A 24,804-nucleotide genomic window follows, 5' to 3' on the forward strand; every position below is an offset into this window, starting at 1 on the left:
AGGGGAGAGGAGTTAGACCTTAGAAAAGATTTTAAGGATATAAAAGTAAAAGATTGGTAGAGGAAATGAGGCGGATCAAAAATCACTTACATCAAAGGTATACTCTTCAAGAGCCATATTTTGAGGATCATTTGGGTCAGTTTGGATAAACTGCACGGTGATTTTTTGGTAATCCATGGCTTTTTCAAAGTCTCGAAGGTAAAGTTCTGCACATCTTCTTGCTAAAATCTCACGCTGACTAGAGAGTTTTGCCGGATCTCCGTTTTCCAGCCTTAGAAAAATTATAGACTCAATCTCTCCATTTTGAGAAGATTGACCTAGCTGAACACTCATTCCGCTAAAATCCCCCAATTGTCGGATTTCTTCTGAAGGCATGAAACCTTCTCCTAGAAGACTTTCCATTCCAGAAAAAGCGAACTTAAGCATATCCTCAGGGCTGCAGGAGCATCCTGTTAGGAAAATAAGTGTGAAAAGAAACAAGAGAATTTTTTTCATGAATCGAAGTTTCCGGGACTACCTCAATTTAAGAATAAATGGAAATTCTAAGGCTTTCTTATCCCAGGGAAATCCATTTTCTAATCAGACCGAATAACCTTAATGGTCTCGGAATGATCTTTCCATTGAATTCTGAGAAGGGTTAATCCAGATGGGAGTGATCCTAGAGTCTGATCCAGCCAAAGTACCCCGTCTGTTCCAATCACCAAGTCTATGGTTTTTAAGTAATTCCCTCCATTGATGGCCTGTATTTGGACTTGTTCACCAAATGAGAGATTTCCGCCTAAATATTTCAATTGAATCCTACCGTCTCTGCTTGGGTTTGGGAAGGCCACCCATTTACTTTCTGTTCTTCCCTCAACCTCTCTTTGCACCATTTTCACCGGACTGTATGTGCTTGTTTCTGCATAGTGATGTACAATACGGTAATACATGAGCTGTTCAAATACAGGAAATGTTTCATCAATAAATGAATAGCTGATCGGAGATTGGGATGTGCCTTTGCCTGGCATTTCACCTATTTTGGAAAAACCGAGGACATCTTTAAAACTTCTTTCAATTTCATAATAGCTGCCCTCTTTTTCAGCATTCATTTCCCATTGAATAGAGACTTTAGTCCCGCTTTCTTTTATATCGATGGATTTCCAGTCCAACTGCAAAACAGAGGCGACGTCCATAACATATTCTACGGTCTGGGTACAGCCATTTGCATCAGTGACCGTCAATCTATAAAGACCGTCTGCCAGGTTGAAAATGTCTCTGTTGGTACTGGTAAATCCGTTTGGACCAGTCCAGTAATAGCTGTAAGGGGGAGTTCCTCCTGTGACACTTTGTACATAAATGATTCCTGAACTCTCATTGATTTTTGTAGGAAAAATACTGACCTGAATCGTCAGGTTGGGATCAATATAGATGTTCCTAGTTACGCTAACTGTCGACGAGCCATTGGTGACAGTTAATTTGACAGGGTAATTTCCTGATCCAGCAAATTCGTGAATAGGATTAGGCAGATTAGAATCTGAAATTCCATCATCATCAAAGTCCCACGAGTAGGTATAATTAAGTGGAGGAGTTCCTCCTAAAGTAGTATCTGTAAATTGAATCCGGGAATTACACAGAGTTGGGGTGTAGGTGAAGTTTGGAGTTAAAAGATCATATATTATGAATTGAGCTGTTTGGGTGCATCCCAAGGCGTCTGTCACCAAAAAGGAGTAGGTGCCCTGTGGTAAAGACGAAATATCTTCAGTAGTTCTGGTAGATCCGTTTGGATAAGTCCAAAGGAAAGTATAGGGTGCTGTACCTCCTGTGACAGTTACATCGATACTTCCTGTGCTTCCATTTAATTGAGTAGAGGAAGTTGTGCCGTTTATGGAGATTGGGGCGGGAATGTTTACACTACTGGAAACTGTGGTGACCGTAGGGGTTGGAGTCTGGCTATCAGTCACTGTTAGGCTTACAGTGTAATTTCCTGGTTGAGGGAAAGTGAAGCTTGGATCTTTCAAAGTGGAGGTTCCTAGTCCTCCGAAGTTCCAGCTGTAGGTGTAAGGTGTAGCGCCTCCTGAAGTATTATTAGTGAAAGAGACAACATTTGAATTACAGGCTGATGAGTAGGTAAATCTTGGGTAGAGTGGAGTGACCGCAGTAAATCCAGTCCCGCTGAAGTAACACTGAGAGTTGATACCATCGATATCTGTTTGGGTTAATATAGGACAGGTAGTATTTGCTTTAGGAGACCCTGTGTCCCAAGTGATGAAAATGTTCCTTATTTCAATTTTATTCCCCCAAATCCAACTGAAATCTGTTACTTCAACAAATACACCTTGTACAATAGGAGAGGCTACAAATAGACAACTTTGTTTCCTGAGAATTTGAGGAGTACCATTAACATAGATATCATACACCATGGTAAGGTTGTAACCACTTGTAGTAGAACCGCCAAGTTTTACGAATATTTTACCATTGACCAATGTTTGCCCGGCAACATAATTATCAGTAATGAGAAAAGGCGAGCCATCTTGCTTTCTTAGCTCATAATTTGTTGCTGTGATATTTGCCTGAGGACATTTTTGAGCAAAAAGTGTATATGGAAATGCTGTTGCTATAAACAATAAAGCAATTAATAAATGGTTTCTTATTTTAGTAAATAATTCCATTTTTATTAACTATATATCCAGAGTTCGAAACTGGTATAAATATAAAAAACACTCTTAAATAACAATTTTTTTTGCTTCTAATTGTAATTAAAAAGCATTGACTTCTTACCTTGATTTAAAAATGAAAAACAAATAAAGTGTGATAAATTTTGTTTTATTGTATGTTTAATTTCATGTTAATTGATGGGATTCATAATATTTCCAAAGGCAATAATTTGTAAATAAAAAGTTAGAATAAGGTAAAGCTTTTCAGTCGATGTTCGAGATTGGTTGCCTGAAAGGAGGTACTAGCTTTTCAGAAAGCTTTTTGGTTTTTACCAGGTGTTTGCCAAGGTTAATGGAATTAAATGAAGTAGTCGATACCTAAGGAAATGGAGAAAGGAAGGTTTGGAATTTTCAATTCATCTTCTTGTGAATTGAAGAATTTCAACCGATAGGCTGTCCCAATTTTTCTGGATCCTTCCCGCTAGCTAGCGGGACGCGGTAGGCAACTGAGTTAATCAACCATTCGATGTATCGTTTACTTTTTTTGTTTTTGATTTCTAATTCCCGCTTCAAAGCGGCAGTTCGATCGGGCAAAGTTTCGAAGTATTTGATTTCCCAATAAGGAGCTCCTGATTTGGTAGAGGGAGTTGCTCCTGCATTATGATGCTTTAATCTTGCTTCAGTATTGTCTGTAGAACCGATGTAGTACTTACCAGACTTTGAGCTGAAAAGTATATAGACAAAATACATGGCTAAAATGGTCTTAAAAAGAAAAAGACAAGCACTAAGCTTGTCTTTGTGGAGAATAACGGATTCGAACCGATGACCTCTACACTGCCAGTGTAGCGCTCTAGCCAACTGAGCTAATTCCCCATATTTTACTTAGAATTCGAACCGTTGACCTTCCCGACCGGTGTCGGGACGCTCTAGCCAACTGAGCTAATTCCCCATATTTTACTTAGAATTCGAACCGTTGACCTTCCCGACTGGTGTCGGGACGCTCTAGCCAACTGAGCTAATTCCCCATATATTCTTGGGACTCGAACCGTTGACCTTCCCGATAGCAATCGGGTAGCTAACCCCCAATTCGAGGTGCAAATATAGGCCGAGATTGGTTTGAAGCAAATAATTTCTTTAATCCTGAGAATAATTTATCCTGGTCAGAATACTTCTTCCTAAAGTGACCTCATCTGTAAACTCCAATTCTCCTCCCACGGGAATGCCTCTTGCAATCGTGCTGACTTTAACTCCGGATTCTTTTAGTCTTTTACTCAGGTAAAAAGAGGTAGTATCTCCCTCCATGGTTGCCGAAAGCGCCAAGATCACCTCCTGAATTCCTCCCTCTTTGATTCTGGAAACCAAGCTTTCGATTTTTAGCTCCTCAGGACCTATGCCTTGAATAGGTGAAATCACTCCGCCCAACACATGATATAGGCCCATGTATTGATTGGTGTTCTCAATAGCCAATACATCTCGGATATCCTCTACCACACAAATCAACGAACGGTCTCGTCTGTGGCTTTGGCAGATACTGCATTCTTCCTGATCGGAAATATTATGGCAGGTCTTGCAATAGTTGATCTCTTCACGCATCCGTGTCAAGGCCAATGCTAATGCTTCGGTAACTGCCTCATTTTGCTTTAGCAAATGCAGGGCAAGGCGCAGAGCTGTCTTTTTGCCGATGCCAGGCAGTCGGGAAATTTCCGTCACTGCATCTTCGATCAATTTGGAGGGGAAGTTCAAGGAAGGATAAATTAAACGATGGCTGCTTGTATTCCGGCCTCAAGGATAGCTTCACACATGGGCTTCAATTCTTCGCGAGAACCTTTTTTGACTGAACATTTGCCTTTGTAATGAATGATCAAGGTGCACTGTTCCGCTTGTTCATGAGAATGCTTGCACACTTTCATCAATACTTGAATCACATGTTCAAAGGTATTGACGTCATCATTGAACACGACCAGGTCATGTGCTTCCTGATCGATCAATTCCTCCAGGAGGAGTTCAATCTCTTCTAGTTCGGGAAGGGGCATACTGAATTGGTTCATTTGGCAAAATTAAGAATAATGGACAACTTAGCGAGCGACAGACGCTAGCTTTATGAATCCCCAAGTCGTACTCTTAGTCATTTCGGCCTACTTTCTTTTACTTTTTCTGATTTCTTGGTTTACCTCTCGAAAAGTCACCGCGGACACTTTTTTTACAGGAGATCGACAGTCTCCTTGGTTTTTGGTGGCCTTTGGGATGATAGGGGCCTCACTGTCTGGTGTGACCTTTATTTCAGTACCCGGAGAAGTCGGTAATACAAACTTCTATTACTTCCAAGTTGTTTTAGGCTATACCTTGGGCTATTTCACCATTGCCAAGGTCCTCTTGCCGCTTTATTACCGCCTTAATTTAGTTTCGATTTACTCCTATCTCGAAGAGCGATTTGGCTTTTGGTCTTATAAGACAGGCTCCTTTTTCTTCATACTCTCCCGGGCTTTGGGCTCCTCCCTCCGATTGTATTTGGTGGCAAGTGTGCTGCAGCTGATTCTTTTTGATTCCTTGGGTATTCCGTTTTGGGTTTCTGTATTAATTACGGTAGGTCTGATTTGGCTTTACACCTATCGAGGGGGGATCAAGACTGTAGTTTGGACAGATACTCTGCAGACGGCATTTATGCTGGCGTCGGTGGTGATTACTATTATTTTGATCGGGAAAGATCTGGAGATCAAAAGCCTAGGGGATTACATCTCCGCGGTGAATCAAGATGATCGATCCGCGATCTTCAACTGGGATTGGAAGGCAGGCACCAATTTCTTCAAGCAATTTATTTCGGGCGCATTTATCACGATCGTCATGACAGGCTTGGACCAGGACATGATGCAGAAAAATCTCACTTGCCGCACTTTGGGCGATGCCCAAAAAAACATGTTTTGGTTTACGATCATTCTCGTGGTGGTCAATATTTTGTTTCTTTCTCTGGGAGTCATGCTGTACCTGTATGCAGAAGCAAAGGGAATTGCTCTACCCGCCAAGTCTGACCAGCTCTTCCCGATGCTGGCTACCCAGCATTTCTCTGCCTTTACCGGAATAGTCTTTGTCCTAGGAATTACTGCTGCGGCTTATTCCAGTGCGGATTCCACGCTGACCGCTTTGACTACTTCGTTTTGTTATGATTTTCTCCAGATTGAGCGGAAATATGCCCCCGAAGAACGAGTAGCCATTCGTAAAAAGGTCCACATTGCTTTTACTGGCCTGATGTTTTTCTTAATTCTGGCTTTCTATTGGCTCAATGATCAAAGTGTTATCAATTCGGTGTTTATCATCGCAGGGTATACCTATGGGCCTTTATTGGGATTGTATTCCTTTGGACTATTTACCAAGTTGAAAGTGCAAGATAAATGGGTTCCCTACTTGGCCTTAGCCGCTCCTTTGATTACCTATTTGATCAGCTCTAATTCTGAAAAATTGCTTTGGGGGTACAAATTCGGTTTTGAAGCCTTAATTCTAAACGGAGCTTTGATGTTTTTGGAATTGTATCTGATCCGAAAGAAAGCCTAAATCCCAAGCTCTTTTTCAGGATCCCAAAATACTCGATCGAAGTCCACCACCTGATCATTTTCTACTCGAATTCCATCTGCTTCCAGCAATTCCTGCATGCGTGTAGGTGCGCCAAAATGATGTTTACCTGTCAACAGTCCTTGGCGATTGACTACTCGTTGGGCAGGCACATCGGGCATGGCATGAGCCGCATTCATCGCGTATCCGACCATTCTGGCGCCGCTTTTCAATCCCAAATAATGGGCAATGGCACCATAACTGGTCACTCTTCCCTTGGGAATTTCGCGGACGACCTGATACACCAGATCAAAATAATTTGGCTTATCGTTGTTCATGTCTCCAGTCGATCAAGGCTTGGTTGATTGCTTTTTTCACTTGAATTTCAGTTGGCTTTTCACCTGTTTTGATGGGGAATTGGAACCGAATCAAAATGGTTTCTGCCTTTCTTTCCAGTATGTTGAGCTGGGCACCTTCCTTGAAGACAAACTCAGGATATTTTTCCAGGACAAGCTCCAGTTTTTCTTCCAGGTCATTGAGATAAATTTCATTTTTCGTTGAGACCTCCGAATCAAAAATAACTTGATGGGTATTGTTTTTTGAAAAGTTGACCACATCTGTGGACAAGGCCATGGTATTGGGGATCAGGATAATTTCTCCGGAATCATTTTTCAAAACCAAATTGATAAGCGTGATATCCCGGATGAATCCAGTATGTCTTCCGATTTGAACCTTGTCGCCAATCTCCAACTGATCAGAAAACATCATGATCAGTCCGTTGACAATATTGGTAATGTAATCCTTGGTCAACAAAGCGATGGCCGCTGCCACGATGGTAATACTGGTCAGAAACTCCAATGGTCGAATTCCAAACGCCAACATCAAGGAAATCAGGATGGCGAACATATTCAGTAAGGTGGCTATGCGGTCAATACCCACTACGAAATTGGGCTGAACCTTGGTCTCCTCCCGCTGCTGAAGGTAAATTCTCAGGGTAATGATCCTTCCTAAGGAAATGATCAGGTTGGCACTGAGGAGAAAAATCAATGCCCTTATGATGTGATTTAAAATTTCGTATTTCTCTAAAATAGGTCTTAAAAAAGTATCCCCTGCATAGAAAATCTCCAATAAAATCAGGATGACTAGTTTAAATGCAAAGTTTCTTCTTCTTACGTTTTCCTTGAGTCGGATGCTGCTTTTGAGGTGATTCATGGTTCAATCGAAAAATTAGGGCTAATTTTAGCAAATATAGGACGGATTAGAAGGACTGATGAGCAGAAATATAATCATAACCGGAGCTGCGGGCGCCCTAGGAGGTGCAGTAGTGGAGAAATTTAAACGCGAAGGCTATCATGTGATTGCCTTGGTAAAACCTGACGCCAATGAAGTGGCTGAAGAAGCAGATGTGACCTACGAAGTGGATGTGACTGACGAGAAGGCAGTTGCTGACTTTGTGAAAGAGTACCAGATTCAGTTTGGCGAGTTGGATGCTATTGCCATGATTGTCGGAGGATTCGCGATGGGAAGTTTGGAGTCTACCACCCAAAAAGAGTTGAACCGCATGTTTCAGCTGAATTTTTTCAGCGCTTTTTCGATGGTGTCAGGATTTCTTCCTCTTTTCAAAAAGCAAATGCATGGCACATTCCTATTTGTAGGAGCTCGACCTGCCCTTCAGCTTCAGGATGCTACAAGTACGGTTGCGTATTCCCTTAGTAAGAAATTGGTCATTTCACTTTCTGAAATTGTGGCGGAAGAAGTCAAAGGAACAGATATCCGAACGCATGTCTTTGTGCCAAGCATCATCGACACTCCTGCCAATCGGGAGGCGATGCCAGATTCGGATTTCGGAAAATGGGTGAATCCCGCAGACATCGCAGAGGCGATGCATTATGCGTTGAACACGCCTTCTTTAAGGCAGATGACATTTAAACTTTACGGAGGAGTATAATATATGTACAAGCGAATCCTTTTATCAGCCATTTTGGCTTTTACTTTATTTATTCCTGCTTTTTCCCAATCTGAAGAAAAAGCAGTGGAAGAAGTCATCCGGAGCCTTTTTGAAGGCATGAAATCAAAAAATGCGGACCAAGTCGCCGCTGCATTCTATTCTGATGGACTCATGCAAACAGTCCAAGCGAAGCCCGAGGGTAGCACCGTCGGCAGCAATTCAGTAGCTGATTTTATCAAAAGAATTGCGACGACCCCTGCTGAGACCACTTTGGATGAGCGAATTTTGGATTACCAAATCAAAGTGGACGGCACTATGGCCTCGGCATGGACTCCTTACCGATTCTATGTCAATGGCAATTTCAGCCACTGTGGAGTCAACTCCTTTCAGCTGGTCAAAATGGCCGAAGGCTGGAAAATCGTCTACATCATCGATACCCGAAGAAAAGAACCTTGTGAAGAGTAAATTTTATGAACGAATTCAAAGCGAAAGTCTATCAAACTGCCATTGATCTGCTGAAACAAAAAGAAATCCTTTTGGCTGAAGAGCGGAAAAATATTATAGAAAGTATCCTGGAAGAAGAGAAAAACAGTGCTGGTGACAAATACGAAACCAGCCGGGAGACTATGACCCAAGATTTAAATTCTATCGAAAAGCAAATCAAACAAAGTAAGCTTGATCTGGAAGAATTGTACAGATTGAACACCATCAAAGATACCCCACCAACAGTACAGGAAGGTGCTTTGGTGAAGCTTGGCACGGAGTGGTTTTTGCTTGCGGTAAGTGTTGGGCAAGTCAAAGTGGAAGAGGCCAAAGTGTTTTTACTGAGCAAAAACTCTCCTCTTGGGGAATTGCTAATCGGAAAGAAAAAGAAAGATCAGGTAAACTTCCGGGGCAAAATGCAAGTCATCGAAGAATTGGCTTAATTTTCTCTATTCCCAAATTTCAAAACGCTCATCGTTTCAAAAATTTATTGAGAAATGATGAGCGTTTTATTTTCCGGGTGTATTGACCGCCTTTCATTTTAAAGGATTACTGTGCTTTTCAGAAATAAGGATATTTCCTTTGGTTCAAATTGTTGAATGAGCAATTTTTAAGACTTTTCAGTGAAAAAAATCTAAAAAAATCTCATTCGATTGAATTTTTTCTTGGTCAATCGGTTTTTTCGCTGTAAGATTGTCAAGTCAATACACCAACCTATGGTATTTGCAGCTCAATCTTACGTTTTTTCTGTTCCTTTCCAGATGACTGGCGAGGCTGCTGCTTTTTTGATGACCATCACCGGCATGATGACCACGATGATTACGGGGTGACCCGTCGTGATCATTGAGTACCCGCCCCTGAGGCCTTTTTTGGCCAGATATTAGTTTCCAGCAACCTATTTCTATCTATGAAAATCATCAAGTTTGGAGGTTCATCCGTAGCGAACCCCGAAAACATCAAAAAAGTCTTTGCTATCCTTCAGGACAAGCTCAGGCATCATGAAATCGCCGTTGTTTTTTCAGCTTTTGGAGGTGTTACCGAGAGCCTTCTGACCATCGCAAGACTCGCACGGGAAGGTGACCAAGCCTATAGAGACCTTCTTCAAACCCTCGAAGAAAAGCACCTCGACATTGTCCGTCAGCTCATCGCCGTACAAAACCAATCCACCGTCATGACCTATGTCAAGGTCCGATTCAAAGAATTGGAGGACCTTTTTCACGGGATTTATTTGATCAAGGAAAATTCTGCTCGTACGCTGGATTATGTAGCCAGTTTTGGAGAGCGTTTGTCTGCTTTCATTCTGGCGGAAGCCATGGCCGGAAAAGGTATCAAAACGCAGTTTGTAGATGCGCGGGATGTGATCCGGACCAATGACCGCTTTGGCCAGGCCCGAGTGGATTATGAAGTAACCAACAGTTTGATCAAAGATTTTTTTGTAAAAAATGACGGAGTAAAAGTCATCACCGGATTTATAGCCTCCACGGCTAAAGGAGAAACCACGACGTTGGGCCGTTCCGGTTCGGATTACACCGCAGCGATTTTTGCCGGAGCCTTGGATGCGGATGATTTGGAAATCTGGACTGATGTCTCGGGTGTTTTGACCTCAGATCCTAAATTGGTTTATACCGCTTTTACTATTCCACAGCTGAGTTACAATGAGGCGATGGAACTTTCGCACTTTGGTGCCAAAGTGATCTTCCCTGCCACCATGCAGCCGGCGATGAAGAAAAATATCCCGATCTACATCAAAAACACGTTTGAGCCTGAAAATCCAGGAACACTCATCAACGGGGAGGTGAGTCACGGCGCTCTGATCAAAGGAATCAGCTCCATGTCAAATATTTCCATCGTGACCGTACAGGGTGCGGGATTGATTGAGGGTGGAGCTACAGTAAGCCGGGTGTTCAAAGCTTTGGCCGAGGCTAAAGTCAACATCGTGTTGATTTCTCAGGCTTCTTCCGAACACAGCATTTGCTTGGCGATCAAAACTCAGGAGTCCTATTTGGCGAAGGAAGCGATCGAGAAGGAGTTTTACTACGAAATCAAATCCGGGGAAATGGACCATGTTTCCCTTCTTCACGGTTTGGCTACCGTGGCTGTAGTGGGTGAAAACATGAAGCAAAATCCGGGTGCCTCAGGACGTATGTTCCGTGCTTTGGGCCAAAACAATATCAACGTGGCAGCTATCGCTCAGGGAAGTTCGGAGCTGAACATCTCCGCAGTGATTCCTCAGCCCGATCTGCAAAAGGCTCTCAACGCCTTGCACGAGGCATTTTTCCTTTCTGAAAACAAAGTCCTACATGTATTCCTTGTGGGAACCGGCTTGATCGGCAAGGCCTTGATGAAGATGATTGCACATCAGCAACACAAGCTGTTGAAGGATAACGAACTCGACGTGCAGATTCACGGCTTGGCCAACAGCCGATACATGGCTTTTCATGAAGATGGATTTGATCTGAAGCATCCCCACGAACTGAGTGATTCCGATCAACCCATGGATTTGGATAAGTTTATCACCCAAATGGAGGAAATGAACTTCTCCAATTCGGTCTTTGTGGATTGTACCGCAAGTCAGGATGTGGCGGATACCTATGCGCGGATTTTGGAAGCAAAAGTCGCCATCGTGACGCCAAACAAAAAGGCAAACTCCTCTTCCATGGACAACTACCGTGCGCTCAAGAGGATTGCCAAGCGTCGTGGAGTCAAATTCCTCTACGAAACCAACGTGGCAGCGGGCCTTCCGGTCATCAATACCTTGCAGGATTTGATGCTTTCCGGGGACAAAGTCATCCGCATTGAGGCGGTGCTTAGCGGCTCGATGAACTTTATTTTCTCCGAACTCGAAAATGGAGCGCCTTTCTCCGAAGTGGTGAAAGTAGCCAAAGAAAAAGGCTATACCGAACCCGATCCTCGGGATGACTTGAGCGGAATGGACGTGGCCAGAAAAATCCTGATTCTCGGTCGGGAAGCTGAGCAAGAACTCGAATTTGAAGATATCACCATCCAAAGCATGGTACCGGCCGACTGTCAGCACACAAAATCTGTGGATGAATTTTTCGAAAAGTTGAAAGGCCATGATGCAGACTTCGCAAAGCTCTTGGCAGATGCCAAAGCTAAAGGAGAAAAACTTCGCTTCATGGCAACGCTTGAAGATGGAAAAGCCAAAGTTGGATTGAAATCCTTGCCAGAATCCCATCCTTTCTCCAGTCTGAAAGGAAGTGACAACATGATCCTTTTGACCACAGATCGCTATCATGACCGTCCGATGATCATCCGCGGACCGGGTGCTGGGGCAGATGTGACTGCTGCCGGAGTGTTTGCTGACGTGATTCGAATCGGTAACTACACTCGAGAATAATGAACTCGGTCAGAGCTTTTGCACCGGCTACTGTCGCCAACGTGTCTTGCGGATTCGATATTCTTGGATTTGCGATCGACGCGATGGGCGATGTGGTGGAGGTAAGGGAAAAAAAGGAACCCGGATTGCAGGTTGTATCAATAACTGGCGACGGAGGGCGGTTGCCTTTTGAGGCGGAGAAAAATACCTGCGCGGTTGCCATTCAGGCCATGTTGGACGAGTTAGACCAGCAAGTCGGAATGGAAATTTACCTTGAAAAAGGTCTTCCCCTCGGTTCCGGTATGGGCTCAAGCGCGGCAAGCGCTGTGGCTGCCCTTGTCGCTGCGAATCGGATATTGGGTGAGCCTTTTGAGAAAAAGCAATTGTTGCCCTTCGCCATGGTGGCTGAGAAAGTCGCCTGCGGTGCCGGACATGCAGACAATGTCGCACCGAGTTTGCTTGGGGGATTTGTCCTGATTCGGGATTACCATCCGCTCGATGTGATCAAACTTCACGTGCCGGAAGGCTTGCATTGCACGCTTTTGCATCCGCATTTTGAGTTGAAGACTTCCGATTCCAGGTCGGTTTTGCGGGATAACGTCTCCTTGAAGCATTCCACGATTCAGTCAGGCAATGTCGCCGGATTGATCGCAGGGCTATTTCAGGAGGATTTCGAGCTGATCGGAAGATCGCTGCGAGATGTCATCGCCGAACCGTATCGTGCTACGTTGATTCCCGGTTTTTACGAAGTAAAAGAAGCCGTCAAGGCAGCTGGAGCATTGGGTATGGGAATTTCGGGTTCGGGGCCGACGCTTTTTGCCCTTTCCAAAGGAGAAAAAACTGTGCAATCCATCATCGACGCCGCCCAGCAAGTGTATGACTCCATCGGTCTCGGTGTGGATACCTACCACTCCGCGATCAATACCCAAGGGGCTTTTGTCCTCGAATAACCCACGCCATGAAGTACTACAGCACCAACAATCCTAATCATAAAGTTTCCCTATCCGAAGCGGTCATCAAAGGACTCGCACCGGACAATGGGCTCTACATGCCTAAGCGGATTCCTGTTTTGCCCAAAGAACTCATCGAAAAGATGTCCGAAATGAGTTTCCGGGAAATCGGCTATGCCGTGATTGGCGCCTTGTTTTCGGAGGATTTGAGTGAAAAGCAGATCCATGAACTCGTGGATCATACGCTGACCTTTGATGCACCGATCGTCAAGGTGGAGGAGGAGGTGTACAGTTTGGAGCTGTTTCACGGGCCGACTTTGGCGTTCAAAGACTTTGGAGCGAGGTTTTGCTCCAAGCTGATGAGCATGCTGGTAGGGGAGCAAAGCCAAAAAGTCCGGGTGCTTGTCGCTACCTCGGGAGATACGGGAAGTGCCGTTGCCAATGGTTTTTTGGGTGTACAAGGCGTGGAGGTGATTATACTTTTTCCAAAAGGAAAAGTCAGTCCGCTTCAGGAAATGCAGTTTACCACACTCGGGCAAAACATTACCGTGTTGGAAGTGGACGGGGTGTTTGACGACTGTCAGACCTTGGTGAAGCAGGCCTTTTTGGATCCGGATTTGAATCAAAAGTTGCTTCTGACCTCTGCCAATTCGATCAACATTGCCCGATGGATTCCTCAGTGCTTGTACTACTTCTACGCCTACTCCCGATTACCAAAGGCTGGCAAAAAGGTCGTATTTGCCGTGCCAAGCGGAAATTTTGGGAATATCGGAGCAGGGATTTTAGCCCAGCAAATGGGTTTACCGATCGACCGCTTTGTAGCAGCAACCAATGTAAACAAAGTAGTTCCGGAGTATTTGCATGGCTCACCCTTCCAAGCAAAGCCTTCGATTCCGACTGTGTCTAACTCCATGGATGTGGGAAATCCAAGCAATTTTCGAAGACTTCAGGCCCTGTATGGAAGCGATGAGGAGCTGTTTCGGGAAAATGTCAAAGGCTATTTCTACACCGACGCTCAGACTGTCGAGGCGATTCAATCAGTGCAGCCTTTGGGCTATACCCTCGATCCGCATGGGGCAGTGGGGTATTTAGGGTTGAAAGATTTTATTTCAGAAAATCCAGGTTATGTAGGCGTATTTCTGGAGACCGCCCATCCGGGCAAATTCCGGGATGTGGTCGAGGAAGCATTGGGCGAAAAATTGGTGCTACCCGAGCGATTAGCGGCTTTTCTGCAAGGAGAAAAACAGGTGATCCCGATGGGAAAAAGCTTTGCCGAGTTTAAGGGGTTTTTGGAGGGGTTGGATTGATGATATAAAAAGTGATAGTATCAAATGATACTATTAAAATACAGTCAAACCACCTCCCAAGGCTCAAAAACCGGGATTTGACTCGTCTTGAAATCTTTCTTGTTTCGTGTGATGATTCCTTCGAGTCCCGGAATACTGGAAGCGCAAAAATGCTGCACTCCATCTTCCAAGTCTTTAAAATTAGAATCTAAGGCTTGTTGGATATGTGTTTTTTGAGTTGACTGTATTTCCAAAAAATTGATGAGCCGGCTGATTTTGATTCTGCTTTCTGCTTCTCCGATTTCTTTTGAAATGATGTAATAGGTGGTCAGAATCGAGTTGTCTGAAGTCCAAAGTTCCCATTCCTTGATTCGGGATTTGTTAAGAATTTCTAAGGCATATTTTCCAAAAGGCTGCCGATTTCCCAAAAAGTCCAAGAGGATATTAGTGTCCAAAAAATACCTGTTCATCCGCTGTGCTTTTGAATTAAAATTTCTCGAATTGCTTCTTTCTCATTCAGTTCCGAAGGTAGGTTGACCGAGCCAAAAAGCCCTTTGAACTCCTCCGGTATGTTGGCTTGCTTCAATTCTGCTTCTGCAATCTCTTTTTCCAAATATCGCTCTACCAGATCCGAAAGGCTTTTTCCGGAATTGCCCGCAAATTCCTTTGCCTTTTCGATTACTGATTTTTCGATGGTCAAAGTTAGCTTGGTTTTCATTACACGTGTATTTTAACCTAATATACGTACAATCTCTTTTCTTGATCCTGTTTGGTAAGAAAATTTAGAAAACGATCCTTCCTTTACTATTTTCAATCCCTAACTCAAACCTAATCTAATCATGCACCAATCAAGTCGTTACTTCAGCCTGCTGCTTTTGGCAGGATTTGCCGGTTCACTGGCCCAGGTAACCGCTCAGACAACCAGAGCCAATTCCACGGCTTCCAAATTTGCACATTCCCCTTTGGTGGAACATATCTACACTGCGGATCCCTCTGCCCATGTGTTTAAGGGTAAAATTTTCATTTACCCTTCTCATGACATCGAAACTAAGGTGGCACAAGATGACATGGGTTCACACTTTGACATGAAGGATTACCACGTTTTTTCAATGGAAAGTCCGGGAGGAACAGTTACTGATCATGGAGTTGCGCTCAAAATCGAGGATGTGCCTTGGGCAAGTCGTCAGCTTTGGGCCCCCGATGCTGCTGAAAGAAACGAGAAATATTACCTCTATTTCCCTGCAAAGGACAAACAAGACATTTTCAAAATAGGAGTAGCAGTTTCTGATCGCCCGGAAGGCCCTTTCCAAGCCGAACCTGAACCCATAGCAGGAACATTTAGTATGGATCCCTCGGCTTTTCAGGATGGAAGGGACTATTACCTCCTTTGGGGAGGCATCTGGGGAGGACAGCTTCAATGGTATGAGGATCAAAAGCTAATAGCAGGAAGAAAAGGCCCGACCGATGGGATTCCTGCACCGGATAAAAAAGCTCTGATGCCTTATATCGCCAAGCTTACGGACTCCATGACCGAACTGGCAGAAAAGCCTCAGGAACTTCTCATTCTTGACGAAACAGGTGCGCCCATCAGAGCAGGGGACAATGCCCGCCGATTCTTTGAGGCGGCTTGGATGCACAAGTATAACGGGAAGTATTATTTGTCTTACTCCACTGGGGACACGCACTTTATCGCTTATGCCATTGGAGACAGTCCTTATGGCCCATTTACCTATCAAGGAAATGTACTCGAGCCTGTTGAAGGCTGGACCAATCACCATTCGATCGTGGAATTTGAGGGGAAATGGTACCTCTTTTACCACGACACCGAACTATCTGGGAAAACCCCACTTCGGAACATCAAAATGGCAGAATTGACTCACTTGCCTGATGGAAAAATAGAGACTATCAAACCCATGAAGTAAAGAGAAGCCGGTGCTAAGCCGGCTTTTTTGCTTTAATCATCAATAGCATCCTGTGGACCAAAGAAGTGAACCCATCAAGGGGTAATCAGTTTTCGGATTTCTAGATTGATCTCAGCTACTTTTTCCTGAGCTTCTCGGATGGAAAGTCCCTCCGGAATTCCGGGACGAAGATGTCCGGTTTCACTCAACCAAGCCAATTTTTGGATTTCCTGCCGCTGTTCGATCAAGGCGAGAATCTGATTTCCCTTGTTGAATGGAGAGAGTAGGTCTTCGATGGTTTTGGCTTCATAGACGTTTTCTCCAAGTCCAAGAAGGATGATTTTTGCCATCAAAAAGTGCCCTGACTCATCGGGATGTATGCCATCTTTTGCGAAAGCAAATTCAGGATTTAGGCTCCGTCGATCCTCCAGTTCTTTCCGCATGGGCCAGTGGAGATCGATCACCTTCCAGTCCTTAGTATAGAGGCAGCTGACCAGCCAATCCGAGTAAATATCCAGCACATTGGCATAAGCCGCACCTTTACGCTCATCATAAACCGGGGGAGTGACATGGATGATTTTTGCTCCTGAATGTTCTACAGCCTGATGCAACCCATCCATTCCTTTCTTGAAAGCATTAAATCGCCCCTCGTCAAAGGGCAAATAAATCCCGTCATTCATCCCATAGTTGGCGATCACCAAATCGGGCTCGAGTCGCTCCAAAACTCGGTGCAGACGCTCCTGAAGGTCAGGCCTTGGGAATTCCCCGTTGGCATGCCCAGGTTCGGAAAGCCCCGAAACTGTTTCGCTTGGCAGGCCGACATTGATAATTTCCTGATTTTTTTCAGGGTATTTTAAAGTAAGATAAGCGTCAATGTAAGAAACAAACTTCCCGTTGTAGGTGATGCTGTTCCCAAGGAAAACAATTCGTTTGGTGTCCTCCGGGATGGAATAGACTTGGCAAAATCCGGTTGTCTGAAAACCGAAGAAAGTTAAGATTAGGAATAGAATTTTTCGGTATCTCATTTGGTTAGGGTTTGCTAGTTGAAAAAAAATCAAAATGAGTGCATGAGAGCTTGGGATTGTTCCCCTCTACTGCAAGTGCTGCAGCAAATCCAAGGATTGGAAACAAATCTTTCACCATCCAATCTGATTTTTCTTTATTTATAGTTACGGATGAGAATTTTCCCCCGTAGCGGAAAGAGACATCACATTCTTTCAAGGGATAGGAAAGTCCTTTACCAGTGGCTTTCAAAAAGGCCTCTTTTCTAGTCCATAGTGTATAGAACCACTCTTTTTTCCGCTTTTCTCCTATCCTCTCCAAGGAAGAGATCTCCTCATTGGAATAAAATAAATTGGCAATTGGATCCAAAGCAATGTCATCCCTGATCCGTTCCACATCTATGCCGATGTTTTTGTATCGTGTTACTGCCAGAAGGGCAATTCCCTCCGAATGGGAAAGATTGAATTTTAAACTTTGGAAACCGGATTCAGACCTAAATTCAGGTTTGCCGTAATTAGAATACTCAAACAAAAGTTTTTTTGGGTCTAACCCCAAATACTGGCTCAGAATAATCCGAAGCATTCCCCGGGCAGAAATAAATCTGCTCCGATCTTTTTCAAAATAAAACCGGTTAGCCCGGTCCAATTCATCAGCAGACAGGATTTCAGTGAAGATGTTTATGTGTTCCTCTGGAAGATCAAGACGCATTTGCCAAATATGGACATCGTCAATATGAATTGGAGGTAGTGAAATTCCCTTTTGCAAATGAGTAGGTAGAAATGATAGGGGGATTGGTTTCATTTACCTTTTTCTTCTGTGAATTTGCATCATCATTCCGTTTTTTGGACGGAGATTAAGTAGCTGAGCAATCTCAACCCGGTGTTGAGAATCAAGGCTGAATTGCCATGATTGAGCAATGGAGGCGAGAACCATCACCCCTTCTAGCCAGGCATATTGTTGACCGATACAGGAGCGGGGACCTTCACTGAATGGAAAGTATTCATACTTGGGAAGTTGCCCAAGTGGGCGATCATACCAAGAATATGGGTTGAAAAGATCCGGATTTCGATGGAAACGGGGGTCATGATGAATCAGATAAGGGCTCATCAGAACAATGGTATCGCGGGGAATTGTAAAGTTTCCTATAGAAAAATCAGTCAAAGCCTGACGAGCGATGATGTAAATGGGAGGATAAAGCCGCATGGATTCGGCAAAAACGGATCGAGTAAATTTCAGGTTTGGATAATCTTCGATGGTTGGAAGCCGGCCTTGGAGTACCTGTTCCAGTTCTTCGTGCAATTCGGCTTCTATTTTGGGATGTTGAGAGAGAAGGTACCAGGTCCAGGTAAGCGCGATGGAAGTCGTATCGAGTGCGGTTAAAAAAAGAGTTAAAGCTTCATCTCTGATTTGTTGATCGCTTATTCCTTCACTGTCGGTCAACTCTTCCTGAGCCTGTAGCAGTAAAGAAAGAAGATCCCCGTTTCTTAGTTTACTCTGTCTTCTTTCCTCGATAATTCTGAAAATGGTGGAATCCAAGCGAGCCTTTGCTTTGTAGAATCTAATGGTTCCAGGAAGAGGGAGCTTTAATAGGACTTCTGCAAAGGGAAGAGTGATTCTGCCAAACAGACTCATTATCTCTTCAAGAGATTGGTAGATTTCCGGTGCTTCTTGTTCAATATCCCTGTTAAAAAGAGTTGTCCCAGCAATCCCGGTGCTGAGTTCTACCATTTCCTGCATCATATCCACTCTCATTCCATTTTCCCAACGATTCATCAGGCGTGTGCTGAATTCCGTCATAGCCGGAGCATACACATCCAGCATTTTGCGGTGAAAGGCCGGCTGAATAATTCGGGATTGGCGTTTATGAAAATCTCCCTCACTCGTCAAAAGACCCTCACCCAACAGTTCTTTAGCCATCTCCAGTGGACGGCCTTTTACAAAATTTCCTTGTTGGGTAGATAAAACTTCCCTGATGTACTCCGGGTGATTCAGGAGTACAACCCTTAATGGCCCCATTTTAAAATGAACCACATCTCCAAATTCCTGCCCGATTTCTCTCAAAAATCCCAGACTATCTTTCCTAAATCTCAGCAAATTGGCCAAAGGAAATATAGATTTGGGACCGGGAGGGAGTTTTGGATTGGACATTGTCATTCGGATTTTTTAAAGATTCAAAAATGATAAATGGCGCAACCAGCTTGGATACCTGATCCCACGGAAATCATCAGGGCAATATCTCCCGGATTGACAAGGGATTTTTCTAGGGCATAGTCTATTGCAAATGGGATGGACGAAGTGAATAGATCTTTAGCACCTTCGGTTAAGTCAATAAATTTTTCCCTAGGGAGATTTAGTTGATCTGCTAAAAGGTCGATAAACTCAGGGGAAATCTGTGGTGGAAAAACCCAATTGATTTGAGATAAGAGAAGACCTTCCTTGTGGAGTATTTCCAGTATCAGAGGAAAAACTGCTTCGAGGTATTTTTGCTCCAAGTCGGGGGATTTTTCAACATGTAGAAAAGGGCCTTTCTCCAGAGTTGTACAATTGATGGAGTAATCTTGGATCGATTCTGTTGAATAGTTGAAAAGGATAGTTGACATTCCTTTCCCTTTGTCTGGATGTCGATCAAATATAACCGCAGAAGAAGCTTCTTTTAGTCCCAGGAGTTGGTCGGGATGTAATTTCGCGTTGTTTTCGATTTCACTGGCGACAACCATTGCTGTTTCAAAATTTCCCGACGCAATCATCTGTTGTGCAACATAACAGGCGTTGAGAAAACCCAAAGACCCATTGAAGATATCAAAAGCGAAGGTTTTTCTGATTTCTGGGTCAGAATAGGTTGCATTCATATTCAACCTGCCTGCAAGTAAGGTTGAATAAGCCGGTTCCAATACAAATTCGGATCGGTATACTCCACAATGAATCAAGAGTTCGATATCCCTACAGTGATACTGGGATTTTTCAAAGCAATTGGTGGCAGCACCATACAGCAATACCATAGAATCTTCCGTCTTATTGTCTTTCAATAGGGAAGTTCCTATGCTTTCTATTCGGATTCCAGGAAGTGTTGGACAAGTTAGGGCTATAGGTTCGGATTCAGTAGTTCGTGTTTTTTTTCCTGTATCCTGTTTTCGTAATCGATCAGGGAGATCATCGAAAACATAGAGTGCGGTGCCAGTAGTAAGTCCGGAAGCAGAAATTCCAAAAACCACTTTGTCCCCAGGCTGGATCCGATTGTTTTGGATTTGATCGAAGATGGCTACAAAATGAGAGGTCGAAGCTGTGTTTCCCCGTTCTTCCAGGTTGTCAATAGTATTGCTGTCGTTTAGAATGGGATTCTTTACCAAACTGTTGATTTCATTTCTTGCATTATTCAGGGTCATCCTGGAGGTTTGATGCAAGAGCAGGTGATGGAATTTGTCCAGGGCCCAACCAGCACGCTGCAAAGTATTCCATGAAAATTCGGCTCCCGATTTGATTCCTACATCTGTCAGGTTCACTGAATCCGTGTACATGATCCAGCCTCCCTTTTCGGATACTTTCGCTATACAATAAGGACTATACCGACCAAAAGTTTGAATATCAATTGAATGAAATCCAGTTTGGTTATTTTCTCCCTTTTCTAAAATTACAGCTGCCCCAGCATCACCCAGGGTCAGGCAAGCCAGTCTGGAATCCATGAAATTCTCAATTTCTCTTTGGGCTGTATTCATCAGGTGGGTAATGTACTCTCCGCTTACTACCATCGCTCTTCGAATCGCCCCATTTTTTATCAGGGTGTTTCCTAGAAAGATGCCTGTGAACATACCCGCACAGGCATTGGTAATATCAAATGCAATAGCATGGTTAAATCCAAAATGTCTTCTAAGCTTGATAGCAGTGCTGGGTTCAAAAGAAAATCTATCCTTACTATCTATTTTAGAAATATTGCAACAAATCAAAAGGTCTATGTCTGCTGGATGATACTTGGAGTTTTTAAAACATTCAGTAACGGCATTGATGGCTAAATCCAGAGAGAACTCTTCCTGACCGGCAACCCGTCGGGATTTAATACCGGAAATCTTTTCTAAGGGAAAGCGAATCTGATTTTGGCAGCTATTCAATACTTCGCTGGTCGACATGGACTGAGAGGGAAGATAAATCCCCAAACTTTCGATTATCGTATTTTGCTGAGGGTCCATTTAGCCAACATTTGAATGCTTTATCAATTGAATCACCATGTGATCCGGAAGTATTTTCTTCGTTAATAGTGAAAATTCAGGGTTATTTTTTTCTCGATTCGGAATAATTACTGATCAGTGCTGTGTGATATTTTTTATTGGACTAAACCGATTTTTCATATTGCGATTCACTTAAAGATATTATATCTTCTCTAAAAATTAGAACAGAAAGGCATGCTTTTATTGGTAAAATTGGGGAAAAGAAAAATAAAATTTTTTGACTCATTTGAGCCTTTGAAAAAGCAATTGAGTGGATCGTTTACTCACCCAAACGACTTGTTAGAAATTGGTGATTTTTATCATCGATTGATTAAAAAAGGATTCATTAAAATTCTTTTACCGGGAAAAGAGATGTGTTCTGCATGTAGGATCTCCATTCGGGTAAGGACTTTTAATCAGTCCAAAATTGATGTTAATCCCTTCTTATGGAGGCCATGCTACTAATGCCAAAGTCCTTAGTTGATATTCTATGTTGGCGGGCAAAGTACCAAGCGGATACCATTGCATATCGGTTTTTGATTGATGGAGAATTTGAGGAGGAGTCGATTTCTTACCAGGAGCTCGATAGGAGAGTCCGTTCATTTGCGAGCTGTCTTCAAGAGGATGTAAGCGAAGGCGAGAGGGCGCTGATACTCCTGCCGGCAGGGATCGATTTTATTGTGGCCTATTTTGCTTGCCTGTATGCTAAAATCATAGCTGTTCCTGTTTTTTCACCACATTCCGCCCGCCTGGAAGCCTCATTAGAAAATATCTTCCGAATAGCGGAAAATTCGAAACCTGCTTCTTTTATTCTAAGCAGGGATCTTTTGGAGGCAATTCAATCAAGAAATTCACTAAAACAAAGATTTCTGGGAATTAAACTATTGGCAATTTCTGAGGAAGTCATCAGAGGAAATCCTGAGAATTGGAGAAAGCCAACAATTGAAGGTGAGGATATAGCTTTTCTTCAGTACACCTCAGGGTCTACCAATGCTCCAAAAGGAGTAATGGTGACCCACCAAAATTTACTGCACAACCTTGCTTTTATTCAAGAAGCATTTGGTCAGACGGGCAAAAGCCGGACAGTCATATGGTTGCCTCCTTACCATGATATGGGGTTGATTGGTGGAATTTTACAGCCTCTGTATACAGGAAATGAAGTCACACTTCTTCCGCACTTGATGTTTCTTCAAAGGCCCTTTAGATGGTTGGAGGCGATCACACGTTTTAAAGCAACTACCAGTGGAGGACCAAATTTCGCATACGAATTATGTCTTAAGAAAATCAGACCCGAGCAAAGAGAAATCCTGGATCTGAGTTCTTGGGAGGTGGCATTTAATGGAGCAGAACCCATCAATCCCAAGACTTTGGATGAATTTTCTGATTTTTTTGCCCCCTGTGGCTTTCGGAAAGAGGCGTTTTTACCCTGTTATGGATTGGCTGAAGCCACACTTTTGGTTTCTGGTTCCGTGAAATCTGCCTTGCCAAAGGTTAGGAATTTTGAACTATCCGGCCTGGAAAAAGGAAAAGTATTACTTGCCAAAGAAGCTACTGAAGGTACCAAACGTCTTGTAAGTTGTGGCCCGAACCGGGATGGGCAGGAAGTTAAAATTGTAGATTTCGAAACGCTATTGCCCTGTGAGTCAGACCGGATTGGAGAGATCTGGGTAAGCGGTCCCAGTGTTGCCAAAGGGTACTGGCATATGCCTTCGGAAACAGCCGCCACATTTGAAGCAAAGATTGCTGGAGCAGAGGATAGGCAGTATTTGCGTACTGGAGACTTAGGTTTTTTACTTGACGAGGATTTGTTTGTGGCAGGTCGGATCAAAAACCTAATCATCGTTGACGGAAAAAATCATTATGCCCATGACATAGAAAAAACGGTGGAGCATTCTCATCCCAGTATTTGGTCATCGGGTTGCGCTGTGTTTTCCATTGAAGTTGATGGAAAAGAAAGGGTCGTCGTGGTGGCAGAGGTTCAACCAAAGCTAATTGAGAGCCAGGCAACGGTCATCAGAGCGATTAGAAATGCAATTTCTGAAAGTCATCAACTGCCCGTCCATGAAATCAAATTAACTCTACCAGGAACCATCCCAAGGACTACCAGCGGAAAAATCAAACACTTTCTCTGCAAAAAGAACTATTTATTGGGGGTTATTAAAGAAATCGTTTTGACATGAAATTTGGAATATTTATCGATTTACAGTTGCCGCGTCCTTGGAATGAAGGGGATGAATCCAGGCTTTTTCAGGAAGCTTTGGAGCAGGTTGAGTTGGCAGATCGGCTCGGAATTGAGTATGTCTGGGTACAGGAGCATCACTTCCTGGAGGAATATTGTCATTCCTCGGCACCGGAAGTATTTCTTGCCGCCTGCTCCCAACGTACAAAAAACATCCGTCTTGGTCATGGCATCGTGGCAATGTCTCCCAAGTTCAATCACCCTGCAAGGATTGCCGAGCGACTGGCTACACTCGATATCCTCAGTGGCGGAAGAGTGGAATGGGGTACAGGAGAATCCGGTTCACGAATGGAATTGGAAGGCTTTGGGGTCGATTTTGTAGATAAACGCCCGATGTGGTCAGAGGCTGTTCAGGAAACAGCAAAAATGATGTGCACCAATCCATATCCCGGATTCCAAGGGAAGTATTTTTCAATGCCCCATCGAAATGTGATTCCAAAACCCCTTCAGAAACCTCACCCGCCTATCTGGGCTGCTTGCTCCAATCGAGACAGTTTGAAGTTGGCGGCCCAATTGGGACTTGGAGGGCTGACTTTTGCTTTTGTAAACGCCGAGGAGGCCAAATTTTGGGTAGATGAGTATTATGAAACCTTCAAGCAGGAATGCAAACCACTGGGGCAGTCAGTAAATCCAAACGTGGCTATGCTTACAGGCTTTATGTGCCATGAGGATAATGAAGTCGCCCACAGCCGCGGCTATGACGGTTCTCAATTTTTTGCCTATGGATTGGGGCATTATTGGAGAGACGGGGTACACATACCTGGGAAAACTGATCTTTGGGGGGAATTCAAAAAACGACCCGAATCAGTAGACCAACAAATTGAACGAGAACGGAAAAAGGCGGGAATGAGGGGAATTGGGAACCCGAAGCAACTGATAGAGAATTTCAGGGAATTGGAAAATGCAGGAGTAGATCAACTGATACTCTTGCAACAATGCGGTGCCTACCAGCACGAACATATTTGCGAATCATTGGAGCTGTTTGCTAAAGAAGTACTGCCAGAATTCAAGGAAAGAGATGCAAAACGAGAAATGGAGAAGTTGCGGGAATTAGAATTCTTCATTGCGAAGGCAAGTCAGAATATTAAACGCTCGGAGCCCATGAAAGAGGTCCCCCCGGTACAGGCATATCCGCTAAGTTGGGCTAAGTCCAGTCCGGCCAACCCAAGCGGGACACCGGACAGAAGACCGGGAATGACGGCATTTTGGCAAATGCAGGTGGGGGGGAAAGGTTCCAAAAAGTAAACCCCATTCGATCAAGAATAAAAATGATGAGGTTGAAT

General features: G+C 43.8%; 23 protein-coding genes and 1 tRNA gene. 10 read left to right on the plus strand and 14 right to left on the minus strand.

What is annotated here, in order from left to right; translation table 11 throughout:
* Positions 1 to 75: 75 nt before the first annotated feature.
* The 6 genes from DDT91_RS06395 to DDT91_RS06420 all read right to left on the minus strand — a co-directional run bounded on the left by DDT91_RS06395 (position 76) and on the right by DDT91_RS06420 (position 4,681).
* Complete coding sequence (locus tag DDT91_RS06395) at positions 76 to 495, minus strand: lipoprotein (protein WP_187175316.1); 420 nt, start codon at positions 493 to 495, stop codon at positions 76 to 78.
* An 80-nt stretch (positions 496 to 575) separates the two neighbouring features.
* Positions 576 to 2,603: a PKD domain-containing protein gene (locus DDT91_RS06400; RefSeq protein ID WP_187175317.1), complete on the minus strand. Its 2,028-nt coding sequence runs from the start codon at positions 2,601 to 2,603 to the stop codon at positions 576 to 578.
* Positions 2,604 to 3,074: 471 nt separating this feature from the next.
* Positions 3,075 to 3,383: a GIY-YIG nuclease family protein gene (locus tag DDT91_RS06405; protein ID WP_187175318.1), complete on the minus strand. Its 309-nt coding sequence runs from the start codon at positions 3,381 to 3,383 to the stop codon at positions 3,075 to 3,077.
* Between the two features lie 49 nt (positions 3,384 to 3,432).
* A tRNA-Ala gene (locus DDT91_RS06410) sits at positions 3,433 to 3,506 on the minus strand.
* A 261-nt stretch (positions 3,507 to 3,767) separates the two neighbouring features.
* On the minus strand, positions 3,768 to 4,376 hold the full coding sequence (recR, locus tag DDT91_RS06415; protein ID WP_187175319.1) for a recombination mediator RecR: 609 nt from the start codon (positions 4,374 to 4,376) through the stop codon (positions 3,768 to 3,770).
* Between the two features lie 11 nt (positions 4,377 to 4,387).
* Positions 4,388 to 4,681 carry an ATP-dependent Clp protease adaptor ClpS gene (locus DDT91_RS06420; protein WP_187175320.1) on the minus strand — a complete coding sequence of 98 codons (294 nt, stop codon included), beginning with the start codon at positions 4,679 to 4,681 and terminating at the stop codon, positions 4,388 to 4,390.
* Positions 4,682 to 4,733: 52 nt separating this feature from the next.
* Between DDT91_RS06420 and DDT91_RS06425 the strand changes: the two genes are divergently transcribed.
* A complete protein-coding gene (locus DDT91_RS06425; RefSeq protein WP_187175321.1) occupies positions 4,734 to 6,179 on the plus strand; it encodes a sodium:solute symporter in 1,446 nt (481 codons plus the stop codon).
* Here the strand turns inward: DDT91_RS06425 and DDT91_RS06430 are convergent.
* Complete coding sequence (locus DDT91_RS06430; protein WP_187175322.1) at positions 6,176 to 6,514, minus strand: MGMT family protein; 339 nt, start codon at positions 6,512 to 6,514, stop codon at positions 6,176 to 6,178. The two genes, DDT91_RS06425 and DDT91_RS06430, sit on opposite strands and share 4 nt — an antisense overlap.
* Positions 6,501 to 7,388: a mechanosensitive ion channel family protein gene (locus DDT91_RS06435; RefSeq protein ID WP_187175323.1), complete on the minus strand. Its 888-nt coding sequence runs from the start codon at positions 7,386 to 7,388 to the stop codon at positions 6,501 to 6,503. Before DDT91_RS06435 ends, DDT91_RS06430 begins: the two co-directional genes overlap by 14 nt.
* Positions 7,389 to 7,446: 58 nt before the next feature.
* Between DDT91_RS06435 and DDT91_RS06440 the strand changes: the two genes are divergently transcribed.
* The 6 genes from DDT91_RS06440 to thrC all read left to right on the plus strand — a co-directional run bounded on the left by DDT91_RS06440 (position 7,447) and on the right by thrC (position 14,201).
* Positions 7,447 to 8,124 (plus strand): SDR family NAD(P)-dependent oxidoreductase, encoded by a 678-nt coding sequence (locus tag DDT91_RS06440; protein WP_187175324.1) that lies wholly within the window; start codon positions 7,447 to 7,449, stop codon positions 8,122 to 8,124.
* Positions 8,125 to 8,127: 3 nt separating this feature from the next.
* Positions 8,128 to 8,589, plus strand: a complete 462-nt coding sequence (locus tag DDT91_RS06445) for a nuclear transport factor 2 family protein (RefSeq protein ID WP_187175325.1) — start codon at positions 8,128 to 8,130, stop codon at positions 8,587 to 8,589.
* A 5-nt stretch (positions 8,590 to 8,594) separates the two neighbouring features.
* On the plus strand, positions 8,595 to 9,050 hold the full coding sequence (locus tag DDT91_RS06450) for a hypothetical protein (RefSeq protein WP_187175326.1): 456 nt from the start codon (positions 8,595 to 8,597) through the stop codon (positions 9,048 to 9,050).
* A 464-nt stretch (positions 9,051 to 9,514) separates the two neighbouring features.
* Complete coding sequence (gene thrA / locus DDT91_RS06455; RefSeq protein WP_187175327.1) at positions 9,515 to 11,965, plus strand: bifunctional aspartate kinase/homoserine dehydrogenase I; 2,451 nt, start codon at positions 9,515 to 9,517, stop codon at positions 11,963 to 11,965.
* A complete protein-coding gene (locus DDT91_RS06460) occupies positions 11,965 to 12,894 on the plus strand; it encodes a homoserine kinase (RefSeq protein WP_187175328.1) in 930 nt (309 codons plus the stop codon). Before thrA ends, DDT91_RS06460 begins: the two co-directional genes overlap by 1 nt.
* 8 nt (positions 12,895 to 12,902) lie before the next feature.
* Positions 12,903 to 14,201, plus strand: a complete 1,299-nt coding sequence (thrC, locus tag DDT91_RS06465) for a threonine synthase (RefSeq protein WP_187175329.1) — start codon at positions 12,903 to 12,905, stop codon at positions 14,199 to 14,201.
* Positions 14,202 to 14,245: 44 nt separating this feature from the next.
* Here the strand turns inward: thrC and DDT91_RS06470 are convergent, their stop codons facing one another.
* Positions 14,246 to 14,650: a PIN domain-containing protein gene (locus tag DDT91_RS06470; protein ID WP_187175330.1), complete on the minus strand. Its 405-nt coding sequence runs from the start codon at positions 14,648 to 14,650 to the stop codon at positions 14,246 to 14,248.
* On the minus strand, positions 14,647 to 14,898 hold the full coding sequence (locus DDT91_RS06475; RefSeq protein ID WP_187175331.1) for a DUF6364 family protein: 252 nt from the start codon (positions 14,896 to 14,898) through the stop codon (positions 14,647 to 14,649). The genes DDT91_RS06470 and DDT91_RS06475 overlap by 4 nt, the downstream gene beginning before the upstream one ends.
* A gap of 121 nt (positions 14,899 to 15,019) precedes the next feature.
* Here DDT91_RS06475 and DDT91_RS06480 point away from each other — a divergent pair, with 121 nt between their 5' ends.
* Positions 15,020 to 16,102 carry a glycoside hydrolase family 43 protein gene (locus DDT91_RS06480; RefSeq protein WP_187175332.1) on the plus strand — a complete coding sequence of 361 codons (1,083 nt, stop codon included), beginning with the start codon at positions 15,020 to 15,022 and terminating at the stop codon, positions 16,100 to 16,102.
* A 74-nt stretch (positions 16,103 to 16,176) separates the two neighbouring features.
* On the opposite strand, the gene DDT91_RS06485 is transcribed toward DDT91_RS06480, so the two are convergent.
* The 4 genes from DDT91_RS06485 to DDT91_RS06500 are packed head-to-tail and all read right to left on the minus strand — an operon-like array spanning position 16,177 to position 21,264.
* Positions 16,177 to 17,106 carry an SGNH/GDSL hydrolase family protein gene (locus DDT91_RS06485; protein WP_187175333.1) on the minus strand — a complete coding sequence of 310 codons (930 nt, stop codon included), beginning with the start codon at positions 17,104 to 17,106 and terminating at the stop codon, positions 16,177 to 16,179.
* A 4-nt stretch (positions 17,107 to 17,110) separates the two neighbouring features.
* Entirely contained in the window at positions 17,111 to 17,884 is a 774-nt protein-coding gene (locus DDT91_RS06490; RefSeq protein WP_187175334.1) for a 4'-phosphopantetheinyl transferase superfamily protein, read from the minus strand.
* Complete coding sequence (locus tag DDT91_RS06495) at positions 17,885 to 19,231, minus strand: cytochrome P450 (RefSeq protein ID WP_187175335.1); 1,347 nt, start codon at positions 19,229 to 19,231, stop codon at positions 17,885 to 17,887.
* 23 nt (positions 19,232 to 19,254) lie between these two features.
* Positions 19,255 to 21,264, minus strand: a complete 2,010-nt coding sequence (locus tag DDT91_RS06500; protein ID WP_187175336.1) for a 3-oxoacyl-[acyl-carrier-protein] synthase III C-terminal domain-containing protein — start codon at positions 21,262 to 21,264, stop codon at positions 19,255 to 19,257.
* Positions 21,265 to 21,746: 482 nt separating this feature from the next.
* Between DDT91_RS06500 and DDT91_RS06505 the strand changes: the two genes are divergently transcribed.
* On the plus strand, positions 21,747 to 23,462 hold the full coding sequence (locus DDT91_RS06505; RefSeq protein ID WP_222718611.1) for a fatty acyl-AMP ligase: 1,716 nt from the start codon (positions 21,747 to 21,749) through the stop codon (positions 23,460 to 23,462).
* A complete protein-coding gene (locus tag DDT91_RS06510; RefSeq protein ID WP_187175337.1) occupies positions 23,459 to 24,766 on the plus strand; it encodes an LLM class flavin-dependent oxidoreductase in 1,308 nt (435 codons plus the stop codon). The genes DDT91_RS06505 and DDT91_RS06510 overlap by 4 nt, the downstream gene beginning before the upstream one ends.
* Positions 24,767 to 24,804: the final 38 nt, after the last annotated feature.

It is taken from the genome of Algoriphagus sp. AK58 (genome assembly GCF_014324365.1).
Classification (GTDB): Bacteria; Bacteroidota; Bacteroidia; order Cytophagales; family Cyclobacteriaceae; genus Algoriphagus.

What these genes read in the sequence shown, in the direction of transcription:
- DDT91_RS06395 (WP_187175316.1), bottom strand. Translation starts at nt 495, where the DNA reads ATGAAAAAAATTCTCTTGTTTCTTTTCACACTTATTTTCCTAACAGGA.
- DDT91_RS06405 (WP_187175318.1), bottom strand. Translation starts at nt 3,383, where the DNA reads ATGTATTTTGTCTATATACTTTTCAGCTCAAAGTCTGGTAAGTACTAC.
- DDT91_RS06420 (WP_187175320.1), bottom strand. Translation starts at nt 4,681, where the DNA reads ATGAACCAATTCAGTATGCCCCTTCCCGAACTAGAAGAGATTGAACTC.
- DDT91_RS06425 (WP_187175321.1), top strand. Translation starts at nt 4,734, where the DNA reads ATGAATCCCCAAGTCGTACTCTTAGTCATTTCGGCCTACTTTCTTTTA.
- DDT91_RS06430 (WP_187175322.1), bottom strand. Translation starts at nt 6,514, where the DNA reads ATGAACAACGATAAGCCAAATTATTTTGATCTGGTGTATCAGGTCGTC.
- DDT91_RS06435 (WP_187175323.1), bottom strand. Translation starts at nt 7,388, where the DNA reads ATGAATCACCTCAAAAGCAGCATCCGACTCAAGGAAAACGTAAGAAGA.
- DDT91_RS06440 (WP_187175324.1), top strand. Translation starts at nt 7,447, where the DNA reads ATGAGCAGAAATATAATCATAACCGGAGCTGCGGGCGCCCTAGGAGGT.
- DDT91_RS06445 (WP_187175325.1), top strand. Translation starts at nt 8,128, where the DNA reads ATGTACAAGCGAATCCTTTTATCAGCCATTTTGGCTTTTACTTTATTT.
- DDT91_RS06450 (WP_187175326.1), top strand. Translation starts at nt 8,595, where the DNA reads ATGAACGAATTCAAAGCGAAAGTCTATCAAACTGCCATTGATCTGCTG.
- thrA (WP_187175327.1), top strand. Translation starts at nt 9,515, where the DNA reads ATGAAAATCATCAAGTTTGGAGGTTCATCCGTAGCGAACCCCGAAAAC.
- DDT91_RS06460 (WP_187175328.1), top strand. Translation starts at nt 11,965, where the DNA reads ATGAACTCGGTCAGAGCTTTTGCACCGGCTACTGTCGCCAACGTGTCT.
- thrC (WP_187175329.1), top strand. Translation starts at nt 12,903, where the DNA reads ATGAAGTACTACAGCACCAACAATCCTAATCATAAAGTTTCCCTATCC.
- DDT91_RS06470 (WP_187175330.1), bottom strand. Translation starts at nt 14,650, where the DNA reads ATGAACAGGTATTTTTTGGACACTAATATCCTCTTGGACTTTTTGGGA.
- DDT91_RS06475 (WP_187175331.1), bottom strand. Translation starts at nt 14,898, where the DNA reads ATGAAAACCAAGCTAACTTTGACCATCGAAAAATCAGTAATCGAAAAG.
- DDT91_RS06480 (WP_187175332.1), top strand. Translation starts at nt 15,020, where the DNA reads ATGCACCAATCAAGTCGTTACTTCAGCCTGCTGCTTTTGGCAGGATTT.
- DDT91_RS06485 (WP_187175333.1), bottom strand. Translation starts at nt 17,106, where the DNA reads ATGAGATACCGAAAAATTCTATTCCTAATCTTAACTTTCTTCGGTTTT.
- DDT91_RS06490 (WP_187175334.1), bottom strand. Translation starts at nt 17,884, where the DNA reads ATGAAACCAATCCCCCTATCATTTCTACCTACTCATTTGCAAAAGGGA.
- DDT91_RS06495 (WP_187175335.1), bottom strand. Translation starts at nt 19,231, where the DNA reads ATGTCCAATCCAAAACTCCCTCCCGGTCCCAAATCTATATTTCCTTTG.
- DDT91_RS06500 (WP_187175336.1), bottom strand. Translation starts at nt 21,264, where the DNA reads ATGGACCCTCAGCAAAATACGATAATCGAAAGTTTGGGGATTTATCTT.
- DDT91_RS06505 (WP_222718611.1), top strand. Translation starts at nt 21,747, where the DNA reads ATGCCAAAGTCCTTAGTTGATATTCTATGTTGGCGGGCAAAGTACCAA.
- DDT91_RS06510 (WP_187175337.1), top strand. Translation starts at nt 23,459, where the DNA reads ATGAAATTTGGAATATTTATCGATTTACAGTTGCCGCGTCCTTGGAAT.